The organism is Methylomonas sp. EFPC3 (genome assembly GCF_029643245.1).
Taxonomy (GTDB): Bacteria; Pseudomonadota; Gammaproteobacteria; order Methylococcales; family Methylomonadaceae; genus Methylomonas; species Methylomonas koyamae_B.
This window is the reverse complement of sequence record NZ_CP116398.1, coordinates 3350308-3365641: the sequence shown is the minus strand read 5'-3', so window position 1 is coordinate 3365641 and position 15334 is coordinate 3350308. Positions and strand designations below refer to the sequence as shown.

Below are 15334 nucleotides of genomic sequence, written 5' to 3'. Positions count from 1 at the left end.
GTTGATAGCCGCCGAAACCCCATGCAAGATTCCAGCTAATCCAACACACATGGGCGCTGCATCTTGTCGGACAGTAGACTGTCACTGGACGGTTAACGTGGGCCAACTGCAACCGCGCGGCTGCTTGTTATCGGTAGCCGTTATTGCTTGGCTTGCATCGCCGAGCCGGTGATGATTTGATAAGCCGTTTTAAGCTAACCATCATCATGCAAGAACTCTCCGACCAGCAACTCTTTGCAGCCCTTCAATACGCCAGAAGCCAAGACGAACAGTCAGGCCGGGCCATTTTGGAACGATTCCAAACCCGTCAACCGGCCTTTGCACAAACGATCTTGAATGTGTTTCCATCGGTGATGGTCGACATGGATCAAGCAATGGCCCATTTGTTCATGGATCTGTGTTTTGATGTTATCGCCGTTTATGAGCAGGCATTTGGCAAAGTCCCGGATCATCGTCTGGTCGGCAATCGCTGGTTTGAAGAGCGCGCCGAACGGCTGGATCGAGAGATGAATATGGCGATCAAGCAGGCAAAGCCAAACGATCCAGACCATACGTTTGATCAGGAACATCAAACGGGACTGGTGAGGTTTTTGCATGCCGCCATCGACCAACAACCGTGTCGCTCGACAGACGCGGTGCGCTTAGCCAAAACGATGATCTTTACCACGGTGCAGTTGTTCGACGCGCTATATGACGCTGTAGGTTCCCTTCAAAATACGTCGGTAAATTGAACTACCGAATGTAACTGGTCTTTATGTCTTATCGGGCTGAATATTCAAAATTTTAAATTTCTACCGATTTGAGGGCGAAGGTCGTTTAGCGTCAATGCGCGTAATGGACTTTAAATGTGTGGCACAGTTAAGGCACATCCAGGGCACAGAGCCAAAAATGCGGTTTGGGGGAAGATGTCAAAATGGCGCGCCCGAGAGGATTCGAACCTCTGGCCTCAGCCTCCGGAGGGCTGCGCTCTATCCAGCTGAGCTACGGGCGCAATGTGATTTGCGGTCTAACGTTACAGTCACTTTGGCAAACGGTCTTGAACGTTCTCTATAACCCTAAACCGGCTGACTGTCGTTTCCGGTGGGCCAGTCCCGATCTAGCAGCGGCTATGGGACCTTGTTTACAGCCGGCAATTATACGGGCAAAAGCCGGCAAAGTCATGGACCGCTTGCGCTTACGCAGAATTTTTTGCCGATCTCAATTTTGCCAGCATCTGTTTTTGCCGAAGTTGACGTTCGGCTTTTTCTGCTTCCAGCCTGGCTACACGCCGGTTGTGGGCTTGATAGCGCAGGCGGGCACGTTCCGCATCTGCTGTCGTCCACTCGGGATTTGCTGCCTGAACCATAGCGATGCAATTCATCGGACACGGAGCAACGCACAATTCGCAGCCGGTACATAAATCGGTGATGACGGTGTGCATATGTTTGTTAGCGCCCAGGATGGCATCGGTCGGACACGGCGGCAGGCATTTGGTACAGCCGATACATTCGGCTTCGTTAATCACCGCTACCAACCGCGGACGTTCCATGCCAAATGCCGGATTCAACGGCTTGACGTCAACCCCAAGCAAGTCGGCGAGCAACTGGATGCCCTTGGCCCCGCCAGGCGGACATTGATTGATATCGGCTTCGCCGTTACCGATGGCTTCCGCATACGGCCGGCAACCGGGGTAGCCGCATTTGCCGCATTGGGTTTGCGGCAGAACGGCGTCGATGCGGTCGGCTAGCGTAGTTTCGATTGCCGTCATGCGCTTGGTTTTATTTAATCCGCATGCCCGGTTGCGCGCCTTGATCCGGCGATAGCACGAAGATATCCTTGCCGCCTGGACCGGCCGCCAGCACCATGCCTTCCGAGGTGCCGAAACGCATTTTGCGCGGCGCCAGGTTGGCCACAACCACGGTGAGCTTGCCTTCCAGTTGTTCCGGCGTGTAAGCCGATTTGATGCCGGCGAAGATATTGCGGGTTTCGTTGCCCAAATCGACGGTCAGTTGCAGCAGTTTTTCAGCACCTTCGACCGACTCGGCTTTGACGATTCGAGCGACGCGCAAATCGATTTTGGCGAAGTCGTCGATCTCAATCGGACTGGCGATCGGCTCGATGCCGGCGGCCGGCGCGGGAGATGCGGCCTTTGCCGGCTTGGCTTTGGCCGGTGGCGTTTTTTCCAGGTTCTCCTTGGACGCCTCGACAATGGAGGCGATTTTGTCCGGCTCGACCCGGGTCATCAACGGCGTAAAGGCGTTGATTTTGTGGCCGAGCAACGGCTCGACCTTGTTCGGCCAGGCCTGTGGCGGAATATTCAAAAAGCCCTCGGCGTTGGCGGCCAAGGTTGGAATCACCGGCCGCAGATAAACCACCAACATCCGGAACAGGTTGATACCCATGCTGCAAGCGGCATGCAATTCGGCGTCTTTGCCTTCTTCCTTGGCGATGACCCAAGGCTTCTTCTCGTCTATGTACTGATTGGCTTTGTCGGCCAGCGCCATGATTTCCCGCATCGCCTTACCGAATTCGCGCCGCTCGTAAAGCTCGGCAATCGCAGAGTTGGCATCGACGAATTGCTGGAACAAAGCCGGTTCGGCGCAGGTGTCGGACAGCACGCCATCGAAACGCTTGTGGATAAAACCGGCGCAGCGGCTGGCGATATTGACCACCTTGCCGACCACGTCGGAATTGACGCGCAGACAGAAATCGTCGAAGTTCAAATCGATGTCGTCGACGCCGGCACCGAGTTTGGCGGCGAAGTAATAACGCAAATATTCGGGATTCAAATGGTCCAAATAGGTGCGAGCTTTGATGAAGGTGCCGCGCGATTTCGACATTTTTTCGCCGTTAACCGTCAGGAAACCGTGGGCGAAAATAGCGCTCGGGGTGCGGAAATCGGCGCCGGTCAGCATCGCCGGCCAGAACAAGGCATGAAAATAAATGATGTCCTTGCCGATGAAATGGTAAAGCTCGGCGTCACTGTCCTTTTGCCAGAAGCTGTCGAAGTTCAAGCCCTGCCGGTCGCACAAATGCTTGAAGCTGGCCATGTAACCGATCGGCGCATCCAGCCAGACGTAAAAGTATTTGCCGGGCGCATCGGGTATCTCGAACCCAAAATACGGGGCGTCGCGGGAAATATCCCATTGCTGCAAGCCGTTCTCCAGCCATTCCGCCATTTTGTTGGCGACTTCCGACTGTAAGTGGCCGGCGGTGGTCCAATCCCGCAACATTTGCTCGAAATGGCCCAATTCGAAGAAGTAATGTTCCGATTCTTTTTCGATCGGCCGTTCGCCGGAAATGGCGGAAACGGCGTTTTTCAGCTCGGTCGGCGAATACGTAGCGCCGCAGGCTTCGCAACTGTCGCCATATTGATCCGGCGCGCCGCATTTAGGGCATTCGCCCTTGATGAAACGGTCCGGCAGAAACATGTTTTTCACCGGGTCATAGGCCTGGGTGATACTGCGTTGGCTAATATGGCCGCCGGCACGCAGACGCTGGTAAATCAAGGCCGAAAACTCCCGGTTTTCCGGCGAATGAGTGCTGTGGTAATGGTCGAATGCGACGCCGAATTCGGCGAAATCGGCGCGGTGTTGCTTTTCGATGTCGGCGATCAGCTGTTCCGGAGTGATGCCTTCCTTGTCGGCGCGGAGCATTATCGGCGTGCCATGGGTGTCGTCGGCGCAGACATAAAAGCAGTCGTGGCCGCGTTGTTTTTGAAAGCGCACCCAAATATCGGTCTGTATGTACTCCACCAGATGGCCCAAATGAATCGGGCCGTTGGCGTAAGGCAAGGCGCTGGTAACTAAGATTTTTCGCTTGGACATGGGGAAAATCGGCCGGAAAAAATGAGGGCGGATTATGGCATAAAACGCCGGGGGTTTCATGGAATGCCCGCCCGCGGCCAGACGGCGTTTCCTGCATCGGCTGCCGCAGCCTGGGTTTTCCAGCTTTTGGTTATGCCAAACCGTGCGGTACAATCGCCAGGGCTTTCCGCTCAAGCGTTGCGCCGGTTTGCTGACCCATAAACCGGTCCGATTGCGCCACAGCTTGAATAATTTTAAAAAGAGATGAGGTTACACCATGAAAAAAGGTTTGATTTTGGCCGCCGCTCTACTGGCGTCCGGCTCTGCGTTTGCTGCTACCGACCATTACATCTTGCGCGACGGCAATCATGTTCAACATTTGAAAATCACCAAACTGGGCAACGAATATAGCGTAACCGCCGATGTGGATTTCGAACCGAATCCGGATGAAGTGGGCAAACACGCCTGTTCCGCGCAGATTACAGGTGATGCCAAAGCGGCCGGCGAGAATGAATTGGTCTTGAAAAAGCACATCGAAGGCGAAGCGCGTTCCTGCACCGTCAAAGTTCATCTTACCCCCAACGGTGCCAAACTCGACCAATCCGAAGAATGCACCTACTTCGCTGCCGGTATTTGCCACTTCTCCAGCGACGGCAAAGAGCTGTTGAAAATCAAATAAGCCCCAGCGCAAAGCGCAATAACCAAGCTTATTGCGCTTCACCCCCTTCGCGCCAAAACTAACGCGAAAACCAAGTCAAAGAGCCCACGATTTTTCCATAAGTGCGTGATATCACGCAGGGTAGAGACATATTGTCGCGCGGCAATAGGCCACATTTTAAACGTTAGGCGTCTTTGCTAGATTATCGCCACCTCATGCAGGTACGCATGAGCGGAATCATTCCCGATAATCTACACAGCCAAGGAGTCTTTATGAAAAAAACACACGTGATGCTGATAACCGCCGCAGTGGTTCTGCTGGGGTCAACCGCTGCTCTAAACGTGACCGTTGCCAATGAGTCGGGCAAAGACGCAAAATCGGTAGCTTGGTACGTGGCTAATATCCAGGAAGCCAAAGCTCAAAACCAAGCCTGCCACGATAGCCCGAGCAATCAAAGCAGTGAAAATTGCGCGAATGCGCTGCATGCGCTAGAAATCACCTTCAAAGGCGGAAACTAATACGCTCTCCCTCCAGCCTTTCCAGGCCTCGCGAATTCGTGCCTCCCCTACGCGACGACCCGCGACCAAAGGCTGGAGATTTTTTTTCGATGCAGTCAGTTACTCAGCCGCTGAAAGCAAACTCCAACTAAATCCTGCGACAACAACAAGCCTAAGGACATCTGTTTGCCTCCACTCATGGCGTGACTGACCAACCGCGAACGAAATCAACCGGTTCAGCGACTTCGGGACTTAGCTGAACACGCTAAAATTTAGCGGCGCCAAGCCCGAGCAGCCAACTCAGTGTGCATTACGTTGCGGGATAGACGTTATTTTGATTAAAATTGTCCGGCAGTGCGGGGCAATCAAAACCTCCAACGACATTCCTCCTCCAGAGGAACTCAGCCCCAAACATCCACAAGCCGGCATAGCTCAGCAGGTAGAGCAGCGCACTCGTAACGCGAAGGTCGTAGGTTCGATTCCTATTGCCGGCACCATTTGATTTGCCAATACCCGTTCAATAGCCTATTTTGCCGGCTTCAGCCTGAGTAAGCGCTTGCGGCGGAAAACGCAAGGATTCGGTTTCCGGGCCAACGGCATCCGCCAATCGATCACGGATTAACAAAAATGAACGGCGAAACCCATAGCCAACTGGCCAATTTTATTTGGAGCATTTGCAACCTGCTGCGCGGCCCTTACAAGCGCAACGAATACCGCAAAGTGATTCTGCCGCTGACTGTATTGCGGCGCTTCGATTGCCTGCTGGCGCCCAGCAAGGATGTCGTATTTGTCGAATCCCAAAAGCTACAAGGCAAGCCCGAGCGCGTCATCCAGGCTAGATTGCAATCGCTAACCGGTCACCGCTTCTACAATCTGTCGCGGATGCAGTTCGACAAAAACGCCGATCATTCCCTGCTCAACGATCCGAACAATCTGGCGCCCAATCTAAATAGCTACATCAACGGTTTTTCGCCGAATGTCCGCGCCATCATGGAGAAGTTTAAATTCAGCGAGCAAATCGCCCACATGGCGGAAAAGAACATCCTGTTCGAAGTGGTCAAGGCCTTTGCCGCTATCGACCTGTCTCCGCAACGGGTCGATAACGTCCAGATGGGTTATGTCTTCGAAGAACTCATCCGTATCGGTGCCGAGCAATCGAACGAAGAAGCCGGAGAGCATTTCACCCCGCGTGAAGTCATCAAATTGATGGTTAACTTATTGTTGGACCCTGAACATGACTTGGCGCAAAGTCATGTGGTTAAAACCATTTACGACCCGGCGTGCGGCACCGGCGGCATGCTATCGGTAGCCGAGGAATACATCCGCAAGCTCAATGCAGATGCTCAGCCAAAACTCTTTGGCCAGGATTTTAACGACGAAGCTTGGGCGGTTTGTAAATCTGACATGCTGATCAAAGGCGAAGACGCCGACAACATAATCCTCGGCGACACCTTCACCCGCGACGGTTTTGACCGCGACAGCGACGGCAACAAATGGACGTTTGATTACATGCTGGCCAACCCGCCGTTTGGTGTGGAATGGAAACAGCAACAGAAAACCATCCAGCAAGAAGCCGATACCTTGGGTTTTGCCGGTAGATTTGGTGCCGGCACGCCGCGCATCAACGATGGTGCATTCCTGTTTCTGCAACACATGATTGCCAAAATGCGCCCAGTCGCGGCGGGTGGCAGCCGCATCGGCATTGTGTTTAATGGTTCGCCTTTATTTACCGGCGATGCGGGGAGCGGCGAAAGCGAAATCCGTCGCTGGATTATCGAAAACGACTGGCTGGAAGCCATCGTCGCCTTGCCGGACCAACTGTTCTACAACACCGGCATTTCCACGTACATCTGGATCATCAGCAACCGCAAGGAGCTGCGGCGCAAAGGCAAAGTGCAATTGATCGACGCCCGCAATTTCTGGGTGCCGATGGAAAAATCCCTGGGCAACAAACGCCGCCGCATTGGCGACCCCAGCGACAAAGCCAAAGACCCAGACCATATCGGCGAAATTACCCGCATCTATGCCAACTTTCAGGATGGCGAACTGTACGGGCGAAAAATTTTTCGCCCCTACGATGACGAAACTCCCAACAAGCCGCTGATTGTCAGCAAAGTGTTCGATAACGAAGACTTTGGTTATCACAAGATTACCGTCGAGCGTCCGCTCAGACTCAATTTTCAAGCTAGCGCCGAACGTATAGCCCGCCTGGAAGAGCAAACCGCATTTATTAACCTCGCCAGTAGCAGTAAAAAGAACGAAACCGTCCGCCAGCAGGAAATCGAAGCTGGCCGCGCCCGCCAACAACAAATCCGCGATTTCCTGGCCGCTTTTGCTCGTAGGGGCGAAAAATCTTTCGCCAGAACGGGCGAAAAATCTTTCGCCCCTACATGCCTGGATCGGACAGTGTTCCTAAATGCCCTGCGCCAAACCGAACAGGCAACTGGCATCCGCTTATCGGCCTCCGAACTGAAAGTGGTGCTTTCGGCTTTGGGAGAACGGGATGAAAAAGCAGAAATCTGTCGAGACAAACAAGGCAACCCGGAGCCGGATGCCGACTTGCGCGACACCGAAACCGTGCCGCTCAAGGAAAGCATCGAAGCTTATTTTCAACGCGAAGTGCTGCCGCACGTCCCCGACGCCTGGATAGATCACGGCAAAACCAAAATCGGCTACGAAATTCCGCTGAACCGTCATTTTTACCGTTACGAAGCACCGCGCGAACTGGAAGTCATCGAAGCCGAAATCAAAACCCTGGAAGGCGAGATACTCGACTTATTGAGGGAGGTGACGGCGTGAGTCATGTAACCACATTCAAACAATTAGTCGATAGCATCCAAGGTGTGCATCGTGAATTGACCGCGCAAGCCGTAAAAGCGGTTAATCTCAGTTTAACGCTACGCAATTGGCTGATCGGATTTTACATTGCCGAATATCAATTGAGTGGTGGAGATCGCGCCGCGTATGGCGAAAAACTGTTGGATAATTTGGCCGCCGAACTCACAGGTTACAGCAATTGCAAGCGTCGCCAACTTTATGATTATCTGGGCTTTTATCGTACCTACCCCACCATAGTGCGGACACTGTCGGCACAATTTCAAACCTTGTTGCCGCCGGGTGTAAACATCGATACGGAAAAAGTGCCGACAGCGTCGGCACAATTATCCGAGTCGTCCGAAAAACTGCTGACTCGCTTATCCTACAGTCACTTGAAACTACTGACAGACATAGAAAATCCAACCAAGCGCAGCTTCTACGAAATAGAATGTCTGCGCGGCAACTGGTCGGTGCGGGAATTAAAACGCCAGATCGGCAGCCTGTATTGCGAACGCTCCGGTTTATCGCACGATAAACACAAGCTGGCGGAACTGGCCCAACAGAGCGCCGAATCGCAAGCGCTATTCAATATCCGCGATCCTTACATCTTTGAATTCCTCGGCTTAAAACCCGCCGAAGTGATGAGCGAATCGCAACTGGAAGACCAACTGCTTGGCAAGTTGCAGGAGTTTCTGCTCGAACTTGGTCATGGGTTTTGCTTCGAAGCCCGCCAGAAACGCATCCTGATTGGCGACGAACATTTTTTCGTCGATCTGGTGTTCTACCACCGCATCCTCAAGTGCCATGTATTGGTCGAGCTGAAACTGGAAGCCTTCAGCCACCAAAACATCGGCCAGCTAAACACCTACGTCAATTGGTACCGGCAACACATGATGAGCGCCGGCGACAACCCGCCGGTGGGCATTTTGCTGTGCACCGAGAAAAATCACGCTCTGGTTGAATACGCCCTGGCCGGTATGGACAACCAATTGTTTGTATCCAAATATTTGCTGGAAATGCCGGACAAAGCGACCATGCAGCAATTTATCGACCGACAATTGCGGGAGTTGCAGGGGTGAACGGAAAATTCAAGCGAGATAAAAGCTGGATTGCAACTATCCGGAAATTCCGGACAACTGGCGCCGACGGTAAAGTCTGTAGGGTGGATAAGCGCAGCGCATCCACCTTCCAGCTGGAAAAAGGCGGTCGGCAATGAAATACCCGGCTTATCCGCAATACAAGGACAGCGGCTTTGAGTGGTTGGGAGCGTTGCCTGAAAAGTGGATGGTTAAAAAAGGTCGTTACGTTGGGCAGTTGCTTGGTAGTGTCACACCATCGGAGACTGATTTTATTGATAATGAAGCTAATGCCGACGAAGGCCTTCCTTATGCGAAGGTGGATGATCTGAACCAGATCGATGGAACTCTTGTATTAAATCGTACTAAAGCCAGAGTGATTGGGCACAACCCCCAAAAAGGGAACTACTTGGTTTTCCCAAAAAGAGGTGCGGCGATTTTTACTAATAAAGTTGCAGTGGTTCAACAGCCAATGTTATTTGATACAAATTTAATGGGGTGGAAAATCTATCCATCATTTAATTTAAAATTTGTCGCATTTTGTCTAATTTCTCGGCGACTGGACGATCTTGCAGATGTTTCCACAGTGCCACAAATTAACAACAAGCATATCAATCCTGCTGAATTTCCTTGTCCACCTTTAGATGAACAAACCGCCATCGCCGACTTTCTGGATAGGGAAACCGGGCGGATTGATACGCTGGTGGCGAAAAAACGCAAGCTGGTGGAATTGCTCAAGGAAAAACGCAGCGCGCTGATTTCCCGCACCGTCACCCGCGGCCTACCCGCCAACGCCGCGCGGGAATTTGGCCTGGTCACCGGCAACGCCGCCGTCCATGAAGCGCCCGGCGCGTATGGTAGGTGTAGGGGCGAAAAATTTTTCGCCCCTACGGAGGGCGCTGGCACCCCCGAAAAATTCAAGGATTCCGGAGTTGAGTGGTTAGGTGAAATTCCAGTAGATTGGGTAACGCCACCCCTATATTCTCGTTATTCAATAGAGCTAGGTAAGATGTTGAATGAAAGCAAAATTACTGGAAAGCACCTTTTGCCTTATTTGAGGAATATTGATGTTCAATGGGATTCAATCAATTTCATTGATTTACCTGAAATGGACATTCCCGAACCGGAATATTCTCGCTATACACTTAAAGAAGGTGATCTTCTTGTATGCGAAGGTGGCGAAGTTGGAAGGTCGGCCATAGTAGGCAAACTAGAATCGAAAATTGGTTTTCAAAAAGCGTTACATCGCATGCGTGCCATTAATTCACTGATGGAATGCCCCAGATATATGTATTACTTAATGTACTGGGCAAATAAAACCGGTGTATTTAGTTCCGGCGGAATATCAACCATTGCGCACTTAACCGGCGAGCAATTAAGGAAATACCGTTTCCCAAAACCTCCTTTTCAAGAACAAACCGTCATCGCCGCCTACCTCGACCGCGAAACCGCCAAAATCGACCGATTGGTGGAAAAAGTCGAAACCGCTATTAACCGCCTGCAGGAATACCGCAGCGCGCTGATCACCGCCGCCGTGACCGGCAAAATCGACGTGCGGGAGGCTTGATGAACAACGATGCCATCGTCGCCAAACTGCGCGCCGAACTGGGCAATCTGCTGGCGGTTTATGCCTTCGGCAGCCGCATTCAAGGCACCGCCGGGCCGGACAGCGATCTGGACTTGGCCGTGCTGGTGGCGGGTTATGCCGATCCGCAAAGCTTATGGGCGCTGGCCGGCGAACTGGCCGATCTGGCCGGTTGCCCGGTGGACTTGCTCGATTTGCGTGCGGCCTCGACGGTGATGCAATATCAGGTCATCACTCAGGGCCAACGCTGGTGGGCGCGCGACGCGCAAGCAGCACTTTACGAAGCGGCAATTTTGAGCGAGAAAACCGAACTGGATAGCGCCCGCGCCGGGCTGTTAGCCGATATTTCCCAACGAGGCAGCGTGTATGGCCGATGACGTGTTAATCAACAAAGCCGCCAGCATTGAGCGTTGCGTGGCGAGGGCGCGCGAGGAATACGCCGCCAACCCGGACGGCTTTGCGAGCGATTTCACCCGTCAGGATGCGGCGATTTTAAACATCCAGCGCGCTTGCGAGGCAGCGCTGGACATGGGCCAGCATCTGATTCGCCGCGAAAAACTCGGCGTGCCGCAAAGCGCCCGCGACGTGTTCGAGTTGCTGGCGCGCGGCGGCTGGATCACTGCCGATTTGGCTGCGTCGCTGAAGCACATGGTCGGTTTTCGCAATATCGCCGTGCATGATTATCAGCAATTGCATCTGCCGATTACCGTCAGCATCATCACCCGGCATCTGGACGAATTTCTGGAATACAGCCGCGTATTGCTATTGCGCGATGCCAAGGATATTCATGAGTCAAGATGATGAATTCGTAGGGGCGAATGACGTTTTGCCGGTAGGGGCGAAAGATTTTTCGCCCAAGCGGGCGAAAGATGATTCGCCCCTACAAACCCAACCAAAACGAAACCGTCGTTCGATTCGGTTGAAAAATTACGATTATGCACAGGCGGGCTTTTATTTCGTAACCGTTTGCACGCATCAAAAAGCCTGTTTATTCGGCGCTATCCGGAATGGTGCGATGGTGAAGAATGCTTTAGGCCGGATAGTTGAATGTTGCTGGAACGAAATTCCGGCGCATTTTCCAAACGTAGAATCCGATGCGTTTGTGGTGATGCCCAATCACGTTCATGGAATTTTGGTGATTAACGTGGGGGAAAATGATTGTTCGTGGGGCGTACGGGCGAAAAATCTTTCGCCCGTACAAGCGAAAAATTTTTCACCCCTACAGACGGCATCGACGGTTGTTGATGTTTACCATCGCCCTCGTGGCACATCGAAAACCCTGGGCTCGATAATTCGGGGTTTCAAAATTGGTGTCAGCAAATGGGCAAAAGGCAATACTCAAATTGGAACCGTTTGGCAGCGCAATTATTGGGAGCACATCGTTCGCAACGAGCAGCAGTTAAGCCTGATTCGGGAATATATCTTCAATAACCCTGCGCAATGGGAGCTAGACAGTTTGCACATTAATAACCGGTGCACAGGTAGGGGCGAAAAATCTTTCGCCCCTACACCTTGTGAAAAACCATGAGTCAAACCAGCGAAAAGGCTTTCGAAAGCTACATTGAGCAAATGCTGTTAGCCAACGGCTGGCAAGCAGGTTCGGTAAAGGACTGGGATAAGGAGCTGGCCTTATTCCCTTCACAAATTCTCGAATTTATCGCCGCCACCCAAAAGCCACTTTGGGACGGCATGCGCGCGCAGCACGGTGCCAATCTGGAAACCCTGTTAATCAAGGAGATGGCCAAGGAACTGGCAATCAAAGGTTCTTTGCATGTGTTACGCCACGGCTTCAAGTTTTACGGCAAAACCTTTCGGCTGGCCTATTTCAAACCGGCGCACGGTTTGAATGCCGAGGTGCTCGCGCATTATCAGCAAAACCGGCTGACGGTGACCCGGCAAGTGCCTTGCCATCCGGGCGACCACAGTACGCTGGACATGTTGTTTGCGGTTAATGGTTTACCGGTGGCAAGCTGCGAGCTAAAAAACCCTTGGACGGGGCAAAACTGGCGGCATGCAGTAAATCAATACCGCAACGACCGTAATCCGCGCGCGCCGTTGTTTGAATTCAAACAACGGGCGCTGGTGCATTTTGCCGCCGACCCGGACGAAGTTTATATGACCACTCGGCTGGCGGGCAAAAAGACATTTTTCCTGCCGTTTAATCGTGGCAGCCATCCCGGCGAAGTAGTCTGCGGAGCGGGCAACCCGCAGCATCCGTCCGGTTACCGCAGCGGTTATTTCTGGGAAGAAGTCCTTGAGCGCGAGCAGTTTCTGGACATTCTCGGTAATTTTATTTTTATCGAGCGTAAGGAAGAGAAAGTCGACGACGGCAAGGGCGGCAGCCGATTGATGCAAAAAGAAGCGGTGATTTTTCCGCGCTATCACCAGCTCGATGCCACTCGGCGATTGGTCGCTGCTGCACAAGTGGAAGGCCCCGGCCGGAATTATCTGATCCAGCATTCAGCCGGTAGCGGCAAAACTAACTCAATTTCCTGGCTGTCGCATCGTTTGGCCAGTTTGCATGACGGCAACGATCACAAGGTGTTCGATTGCGTGATTGTGATTACCGATCGGCAAGTGCTGGACAGGCAATTGCAGGACGCGATTTATCAAATCGAACACGCGCAAGGGGTGGTCAAGGCCATTGATCAGGATTCCAAGCAATTAGCGGCGGCACTGATTGATGGCACCAATATCGTGATTACCACCTTGCAGAAGTTTCCGTTTGTGTTGCGCGGCTTATTGCATGCCGCTGGCGCGGATAATATCGACGCAGCGGATGAGATGGCCAAAAAGCAGGCCAAAGCCTGGGAGCAAGAGATAGCCAAGCGTCGTTACGCGGTGATCGTCGATGAAGCGCACTCGTCGCAAACCGGGGAAACCGCCAGAGAACTCAAATCAATTTTGGGCAGATCGTCTCCTGTTGATCGTTCTGAAATCGATGCAGAAAGCTCCCTCTCCCTCCGGGAGAGGGCTGGGGTGAGGGGAGACAACCAACCAACGTCTAGTTTTATATCCCCTCATCCTAACCTTCTCCCGGAGGGAGAAGGAACCGTCTTGTATGGCTCGGGTAAACGGGAATCAGGTGAAACAGAAGAACCGGATTGGGAAGACCAACTGAATCAGGTCATGGCTTCACGCGGCCGTCAGCCCAACATCAGCTTTTTTGCCTTTACCGCCACTCCGAAGGGCAAGACCTTGGAGCTGTTCGGTCGTATCGGCCATACCGGCAAACCGGAACCGTTTCATCTGTACAGCATGCGCCAAGCCATTGAGGAAGGTTTTATTCTGGACGTGTTGCAGAATTACACGACCTACAAAACCTATTTCAAATTGGTCAAAGCCATGGAGGAAGACCCGAACCTGCCAAAGAAAAAGGCAGCGCGGGCCTTGGCGAAATTCCTGGTGCTGCATCCGACCAATATTTCGCAAAAGATCGAAATCATCGTCGAACATTTTCGCAACCACGTTAAACATCATTTGGGAGGCCAAGCCAAGGCGATGGTGGTGACCGGCTCACGCCTGCACGCCGTCAAATACATGCAGGCGTTTCAGGCCTATATCGAGCAACACGCTTACCACGATGTACAGGCCTTGGTAGCGTTTAGCGGTACGGTGCTCGACCCTGAAAGCGGCCAGGAATACACTGAACCAGGCATGAATACCGACAGCGTGACCGGTAAAGCGATCGGCGAAAAGCAATTGCCGGAGCGTTTTAATTCGCCCGATTATCAAGTGCTACTGGTGGCTAACAAGTACCAAACCGGTTTCGATCAGCCGAAGTTGATGGCGATGTATGTCGATAAACGCCTGGATGGCGTGCAGGCGGTGCAAACCCTGTCGCGCCTGAATCGCATGCTGCCGGGCAAGGAAGCGCCGTTCGTGCTGGATTTTGTCAATGAAGCTGATGACATTTACCGCGCATTCAAACCTTATTACGACGCCACCAGCTTACAGGAAACGTCCGACCCGGCTTTGCTAGAACAGGTCAAGCATGACTTGGACAGTATGCAGGTTTATTACTGGAACGAAGTGGAAGCGTTTGCCCGTATTTTCTACCGATCACCCAATAAGCAAAATCCGGCTGATCACGCCCATTTGCAACGCCATTTGCAACCGGCAGTGGACCGGTTCAAGGCGATAAGCGATGAAGAGCAGCGCTTTGTGTTTCGGGACAAGTTAAGCGGCTATGTCAATGTGTATGCTTTTTTGAGCCAGATCATGCCTTATGCCGATCCTGATCTGGAAATGCTGTATAGCTTTGGCCGTTTTTTATTGCCGCATTTGCCGCTGGATCGAGATAACACCAACGTCAAGCTGGGCGACGAAGTCGATTTGCAGTATTACCGGCTGCAACGGGTGTTTTCCGGTGCGATTGATCTGGCGGATGAGCAAGGCGAGTACACGGTTAAAAGTCCGACCGATGTCGGCACCGGCAAAGCCAAGGACGAAAAAGCCCCATTATCGGAAATCATCGAGATATTAAACAACCGCTTTGGTACGAACTTTACCGAAGAAGACCGCTTGTTCTTCGAACAAATCAGAGAAAAAGCGACCAATTCGCCAGAGGTGATTCGGTTACGGCAAGCGAATCCGTTTGATAAATTTCAGCTAGGTTTACGCCAAGTGTTGGAAGATCTGATGATTCAACGGATGAATGAGAACGACAAGATTGTGACGCGATACATGGATGACAAAGCCTTCGAAGATGCGGCGTTTGCGGTTTTGTCTAAGGTGATTTTCCAGAGCATTCCTCACACTGGAGGATAAACGGGCTTTGCCAGATTTAACGCCTACCCGCGTATGACAGCAAGGGCCCTTCGCCGCCTTAGTACCCTTAATTACGGCATTTCAGGGCCGGTTGAATAGACAAGAGTGGCGAATACGCCTCCCCCCAAACAGGCAACATGCAGGAA

12 protein-coding genes and 2 tRNA genes are annotated in these 15334 nt (G+C 52.4%); 11 read left to right on the top strand and 3 right to left on the bottom strand.

The window, feature by feature from the left end:
• Positions 1 to 206 precede the first annotated feature (206 nt).
• The gene (locus PL263_RS15030) at positions 207 to 731 is read left to right on the top strand and encodes a hypothetical protein (RefSeq protein WP_278210100.1); all 525 of its coding nucleotides are present in this window, start codon (positions 207 to 209) and stop codon (positions 729 to 731) included.
• A 183-nt stretch (positions 732 to 914) separates the two neighbouring features.
• Here PL263_RS15030 and PL263_RS15025 read toward each other — a convergent pair.
• The 3 genes from PL263_RS15025 to metG all read right to left on the bottom strand — a co-directional run bounded on the left by PL263_RS15025 (position 915) and on the right by metG (position 3806).
• Positions 915 to 991, bottom strand: a tRNA-Arg gene (locus tag PL263_RS15025).
• Positions 992 to 1174: 183 nt separating this feature from the next.
• Positions 1175 to 1747 (bottom strand): electron transport complex subunit RsxB, encoded by a 573-nt coding sequence (gene rsxB, locus PL263_RS15020; RefSeq protein ID WP_278210099.1) that lies wholly within the window; start codon positions 1745 to 1747, stop codon positions 1175 to 1177.
• A gap of 10 nt (positions 1748 to 1757) precedes the next feature.
• The gene (gene metG, locus PL263_RS15015) at positions 1758 to 3806 is read right to left on the bottom strand and encodes a methionine--tRNA ligase (protein ID WP_278210098.1); all 2049 of its coding nucleotides are present in this window, start codon (positions 3804 to 3806) and stop codon (positions 1758 to 1760) included.
• Positions 3807 to 4062: 256 nt separating this feature from the next.
• Here metG and PL263_RS15010 point away from each other — a divergent pair, with 256 nt between their 5' ends.
• From PL263_RS15010 to PL263_RS14965, 10 genes are all read left to right on the top strand, one after another.
• Entirely contained in the window at positions 4063 to 4464 is a 402-nt protein-coding gene (locus PL263_RS15010) for a hypothetical protein (RefSeq protein WP_140914277.1), read from the top strand.
• A 206-nt stretch (positions 4465 to 4670) separates the two neighbouring features.
• Entirely contained in the window at positions 4671 to 4961 is a 291-nt protein-coding gene (locus PL263_RS15005) for a hypothetical protein (protein WP_278210097.1), read from the top strand.
• A gap of 400 nt (positions 4962 to 5361) precedes the next feature.
• A tRNA-Thr gene (locus PL263_RS15000) sits at positions 5362 to 5437 on the top strand.
• A 130-nt stretch (positions 5438 to 5567) separates the two neighbouring features.
• Positions 5568 to 7739 carry a class I SAM-dependent DNA methyltransferase gene (locus tag PL263_RS14995; RefSeq protein ID WP_278210096.1) on the top strand — a complete coding sequence of 724 codons (2172 nt, stop codon included), beginning with the start codon at positions 5568 to 5570 and terminating at the stop codon, positions 7737 to 7739.
• Positions 7736 to 8836 carry a PDDEXK nuclease domain-containing protein gene (locus PL263_RS14990; RefSeq protein ID WP_278210095.1) on the top strand — a complete coding sequence of 367 codons (1101 nt, stop codon included), beginning with the start codon at positions 7736 to 7738 and terminating at the stop codon, positions 8834 to 8836. The genes PL263_RS14995 and PL263_RS14990 overlap by 4 nt, the downstream gene beginning before the upstream one ends.
• A gap of 133 nt (positions 8837 to 8969) precedes the next feature.
• Positions 8970 to 10400 (top strand): restriction endonuclease subunit S, encoded by a 1431-nt coding sequence (locus tag PL263_RS14985; RefSeq protein ID WP_278210094.1) that lies wholly within the window; start codon positions 8970 to 8972, stop codon positions 10398 to 10400.
• Positions 10400 to 10795 carry a nucleotidyltransferase domain-containing protein gene (locus PL263_RS14980; RefSeq protein WP_278210093.1) on the top strand — a complete coding sequence of 132 codons (396 nt, stop codon included), beginning with the start codon at positions 10400 to 10402 and terminating at the stop codon, positions 10793 to 10795. The genes PL263_RS14985 and PL263_RS14980 overlap by 1 nt, the downstream gene beginning before the upstream one ends.
• Positions 10785 to 11219, top strand: a complete 435-nt coding sequence (locus PL263_RS14975; protein ID WP_278210092.1) for a DUF86 domain-containing protein — start codon at positions 10785 to 10787, stop codon at positions 11217 to 11219. Before PL263_RS14980 ends, PL263_RS14975 begins: the two co-directional genes overlap by 11 nt.
• Positions 11206 to 11946: a transposase gene (locus PL263_RS14970; protein ID WP_278210091.1), complete on the top strand. Its 741-nt coding sequence runs from the start codon at positions 11206 to 11208 to the stop codon at positions 11944 to 11946. Before PL263_RS14975 ends, PL263_RS14970 begins: the two co-directional genes overlap by 14 nt.
• On the top strand, positions 11943 to 15188 hold the full coding sequence (locus PL263_RS14965; protein WP_278210090.1) for a type I restriction endonuclease: 3246 nt from the start codon (positions 11943 to 11945) through the stop codon (positions 15186 to 15188). Before PL263_RS14970 ends, PL263_RS14965 begins: the two co-directional genes overlap by 4 nt.
• Positions 15189 to 15334 lie beyond the last annotated feature (146 nt).

Excerpts from the sequence above, each read along its gene's own strand:
- PL263_RS14980 (WP_278210093.1), top strand. The coding sequence starts at position 10,400 with ATGAACAACGATGCCATCGTCGCCAAACTGCGCGCCGAACTGGGCAAT.
- PL263_RS14965 (WP_278210090.1), top strand. The coding sequence starts at position 11,943 with ATGAGTCAAACCAGCGAAAAGGCTTTCGAAAGCTACATTGAGCAAATG.
- PL263_RS15010 (WP_140914277.1), top strand. The coding sequence starts at position 4,063 with ATGAAAAAAGGTTTGATTTTGGCCGCCGCTCTACTGGCGTCCGGCTCT.
- PL263_RS14970 (WP_278210091.1), top strand. The coding sequence starts at position 11,206 with ATGAGTCAAGATGATGAATTCGTAGGGGCGAATGACGTTTTGCCGGTA.
- PL263_RS14985 (WP_278210094.1), top strand. The coding sequence starts at position 8,970 with ATGAAATACCCGGCTTATCCGCAATACAAGGACAGCGGCTTTGAGTGG.
- PL263_RS14975 (WP_278210092.1), top strand. The coding sequence starts at position 10,785 with ATGGCCGATGACGTGTTAATCAACAAAGCCGCCAGCATTGAGCGTTGC.
- rsxB (WP_278210099.1), bottom strand. The coding sequence starts at position 1,747 with ATGACGGCAATCGAAACTACGCTAGCCGACCGCATCGACGCCGTTCTG.
- PL263_RS15030 (WP_278210100.1), top strand. The coding sequence starts at position 207 with ATGCAAGAACTCTCCGACCAGCAACTCTTTGCAGCCCTTCAATACGCC.
- PL263_RS14995 (WP_278210096.1), top strand. The coding sequence starts at position 5,568 with ATGAACGGCGAAACCCATAGCCAACTGGCCAATTTTATTTGGAGCATT.
- PL263_RS15005 (WP_278210097.1), top strand. The coding sequence starts at position 4,671 with ATGAGCGGAATCATTCCCGATAATCTACACAGCCAAGGAGTCTTTATG.
- metG (WP_278210098.1), bottom strand. The coding sequence starts at position 3,806 with ATGTCCAAGCGAAAAATCTTAGTTACCAGCGCCTTGCCTTACGCCAAC.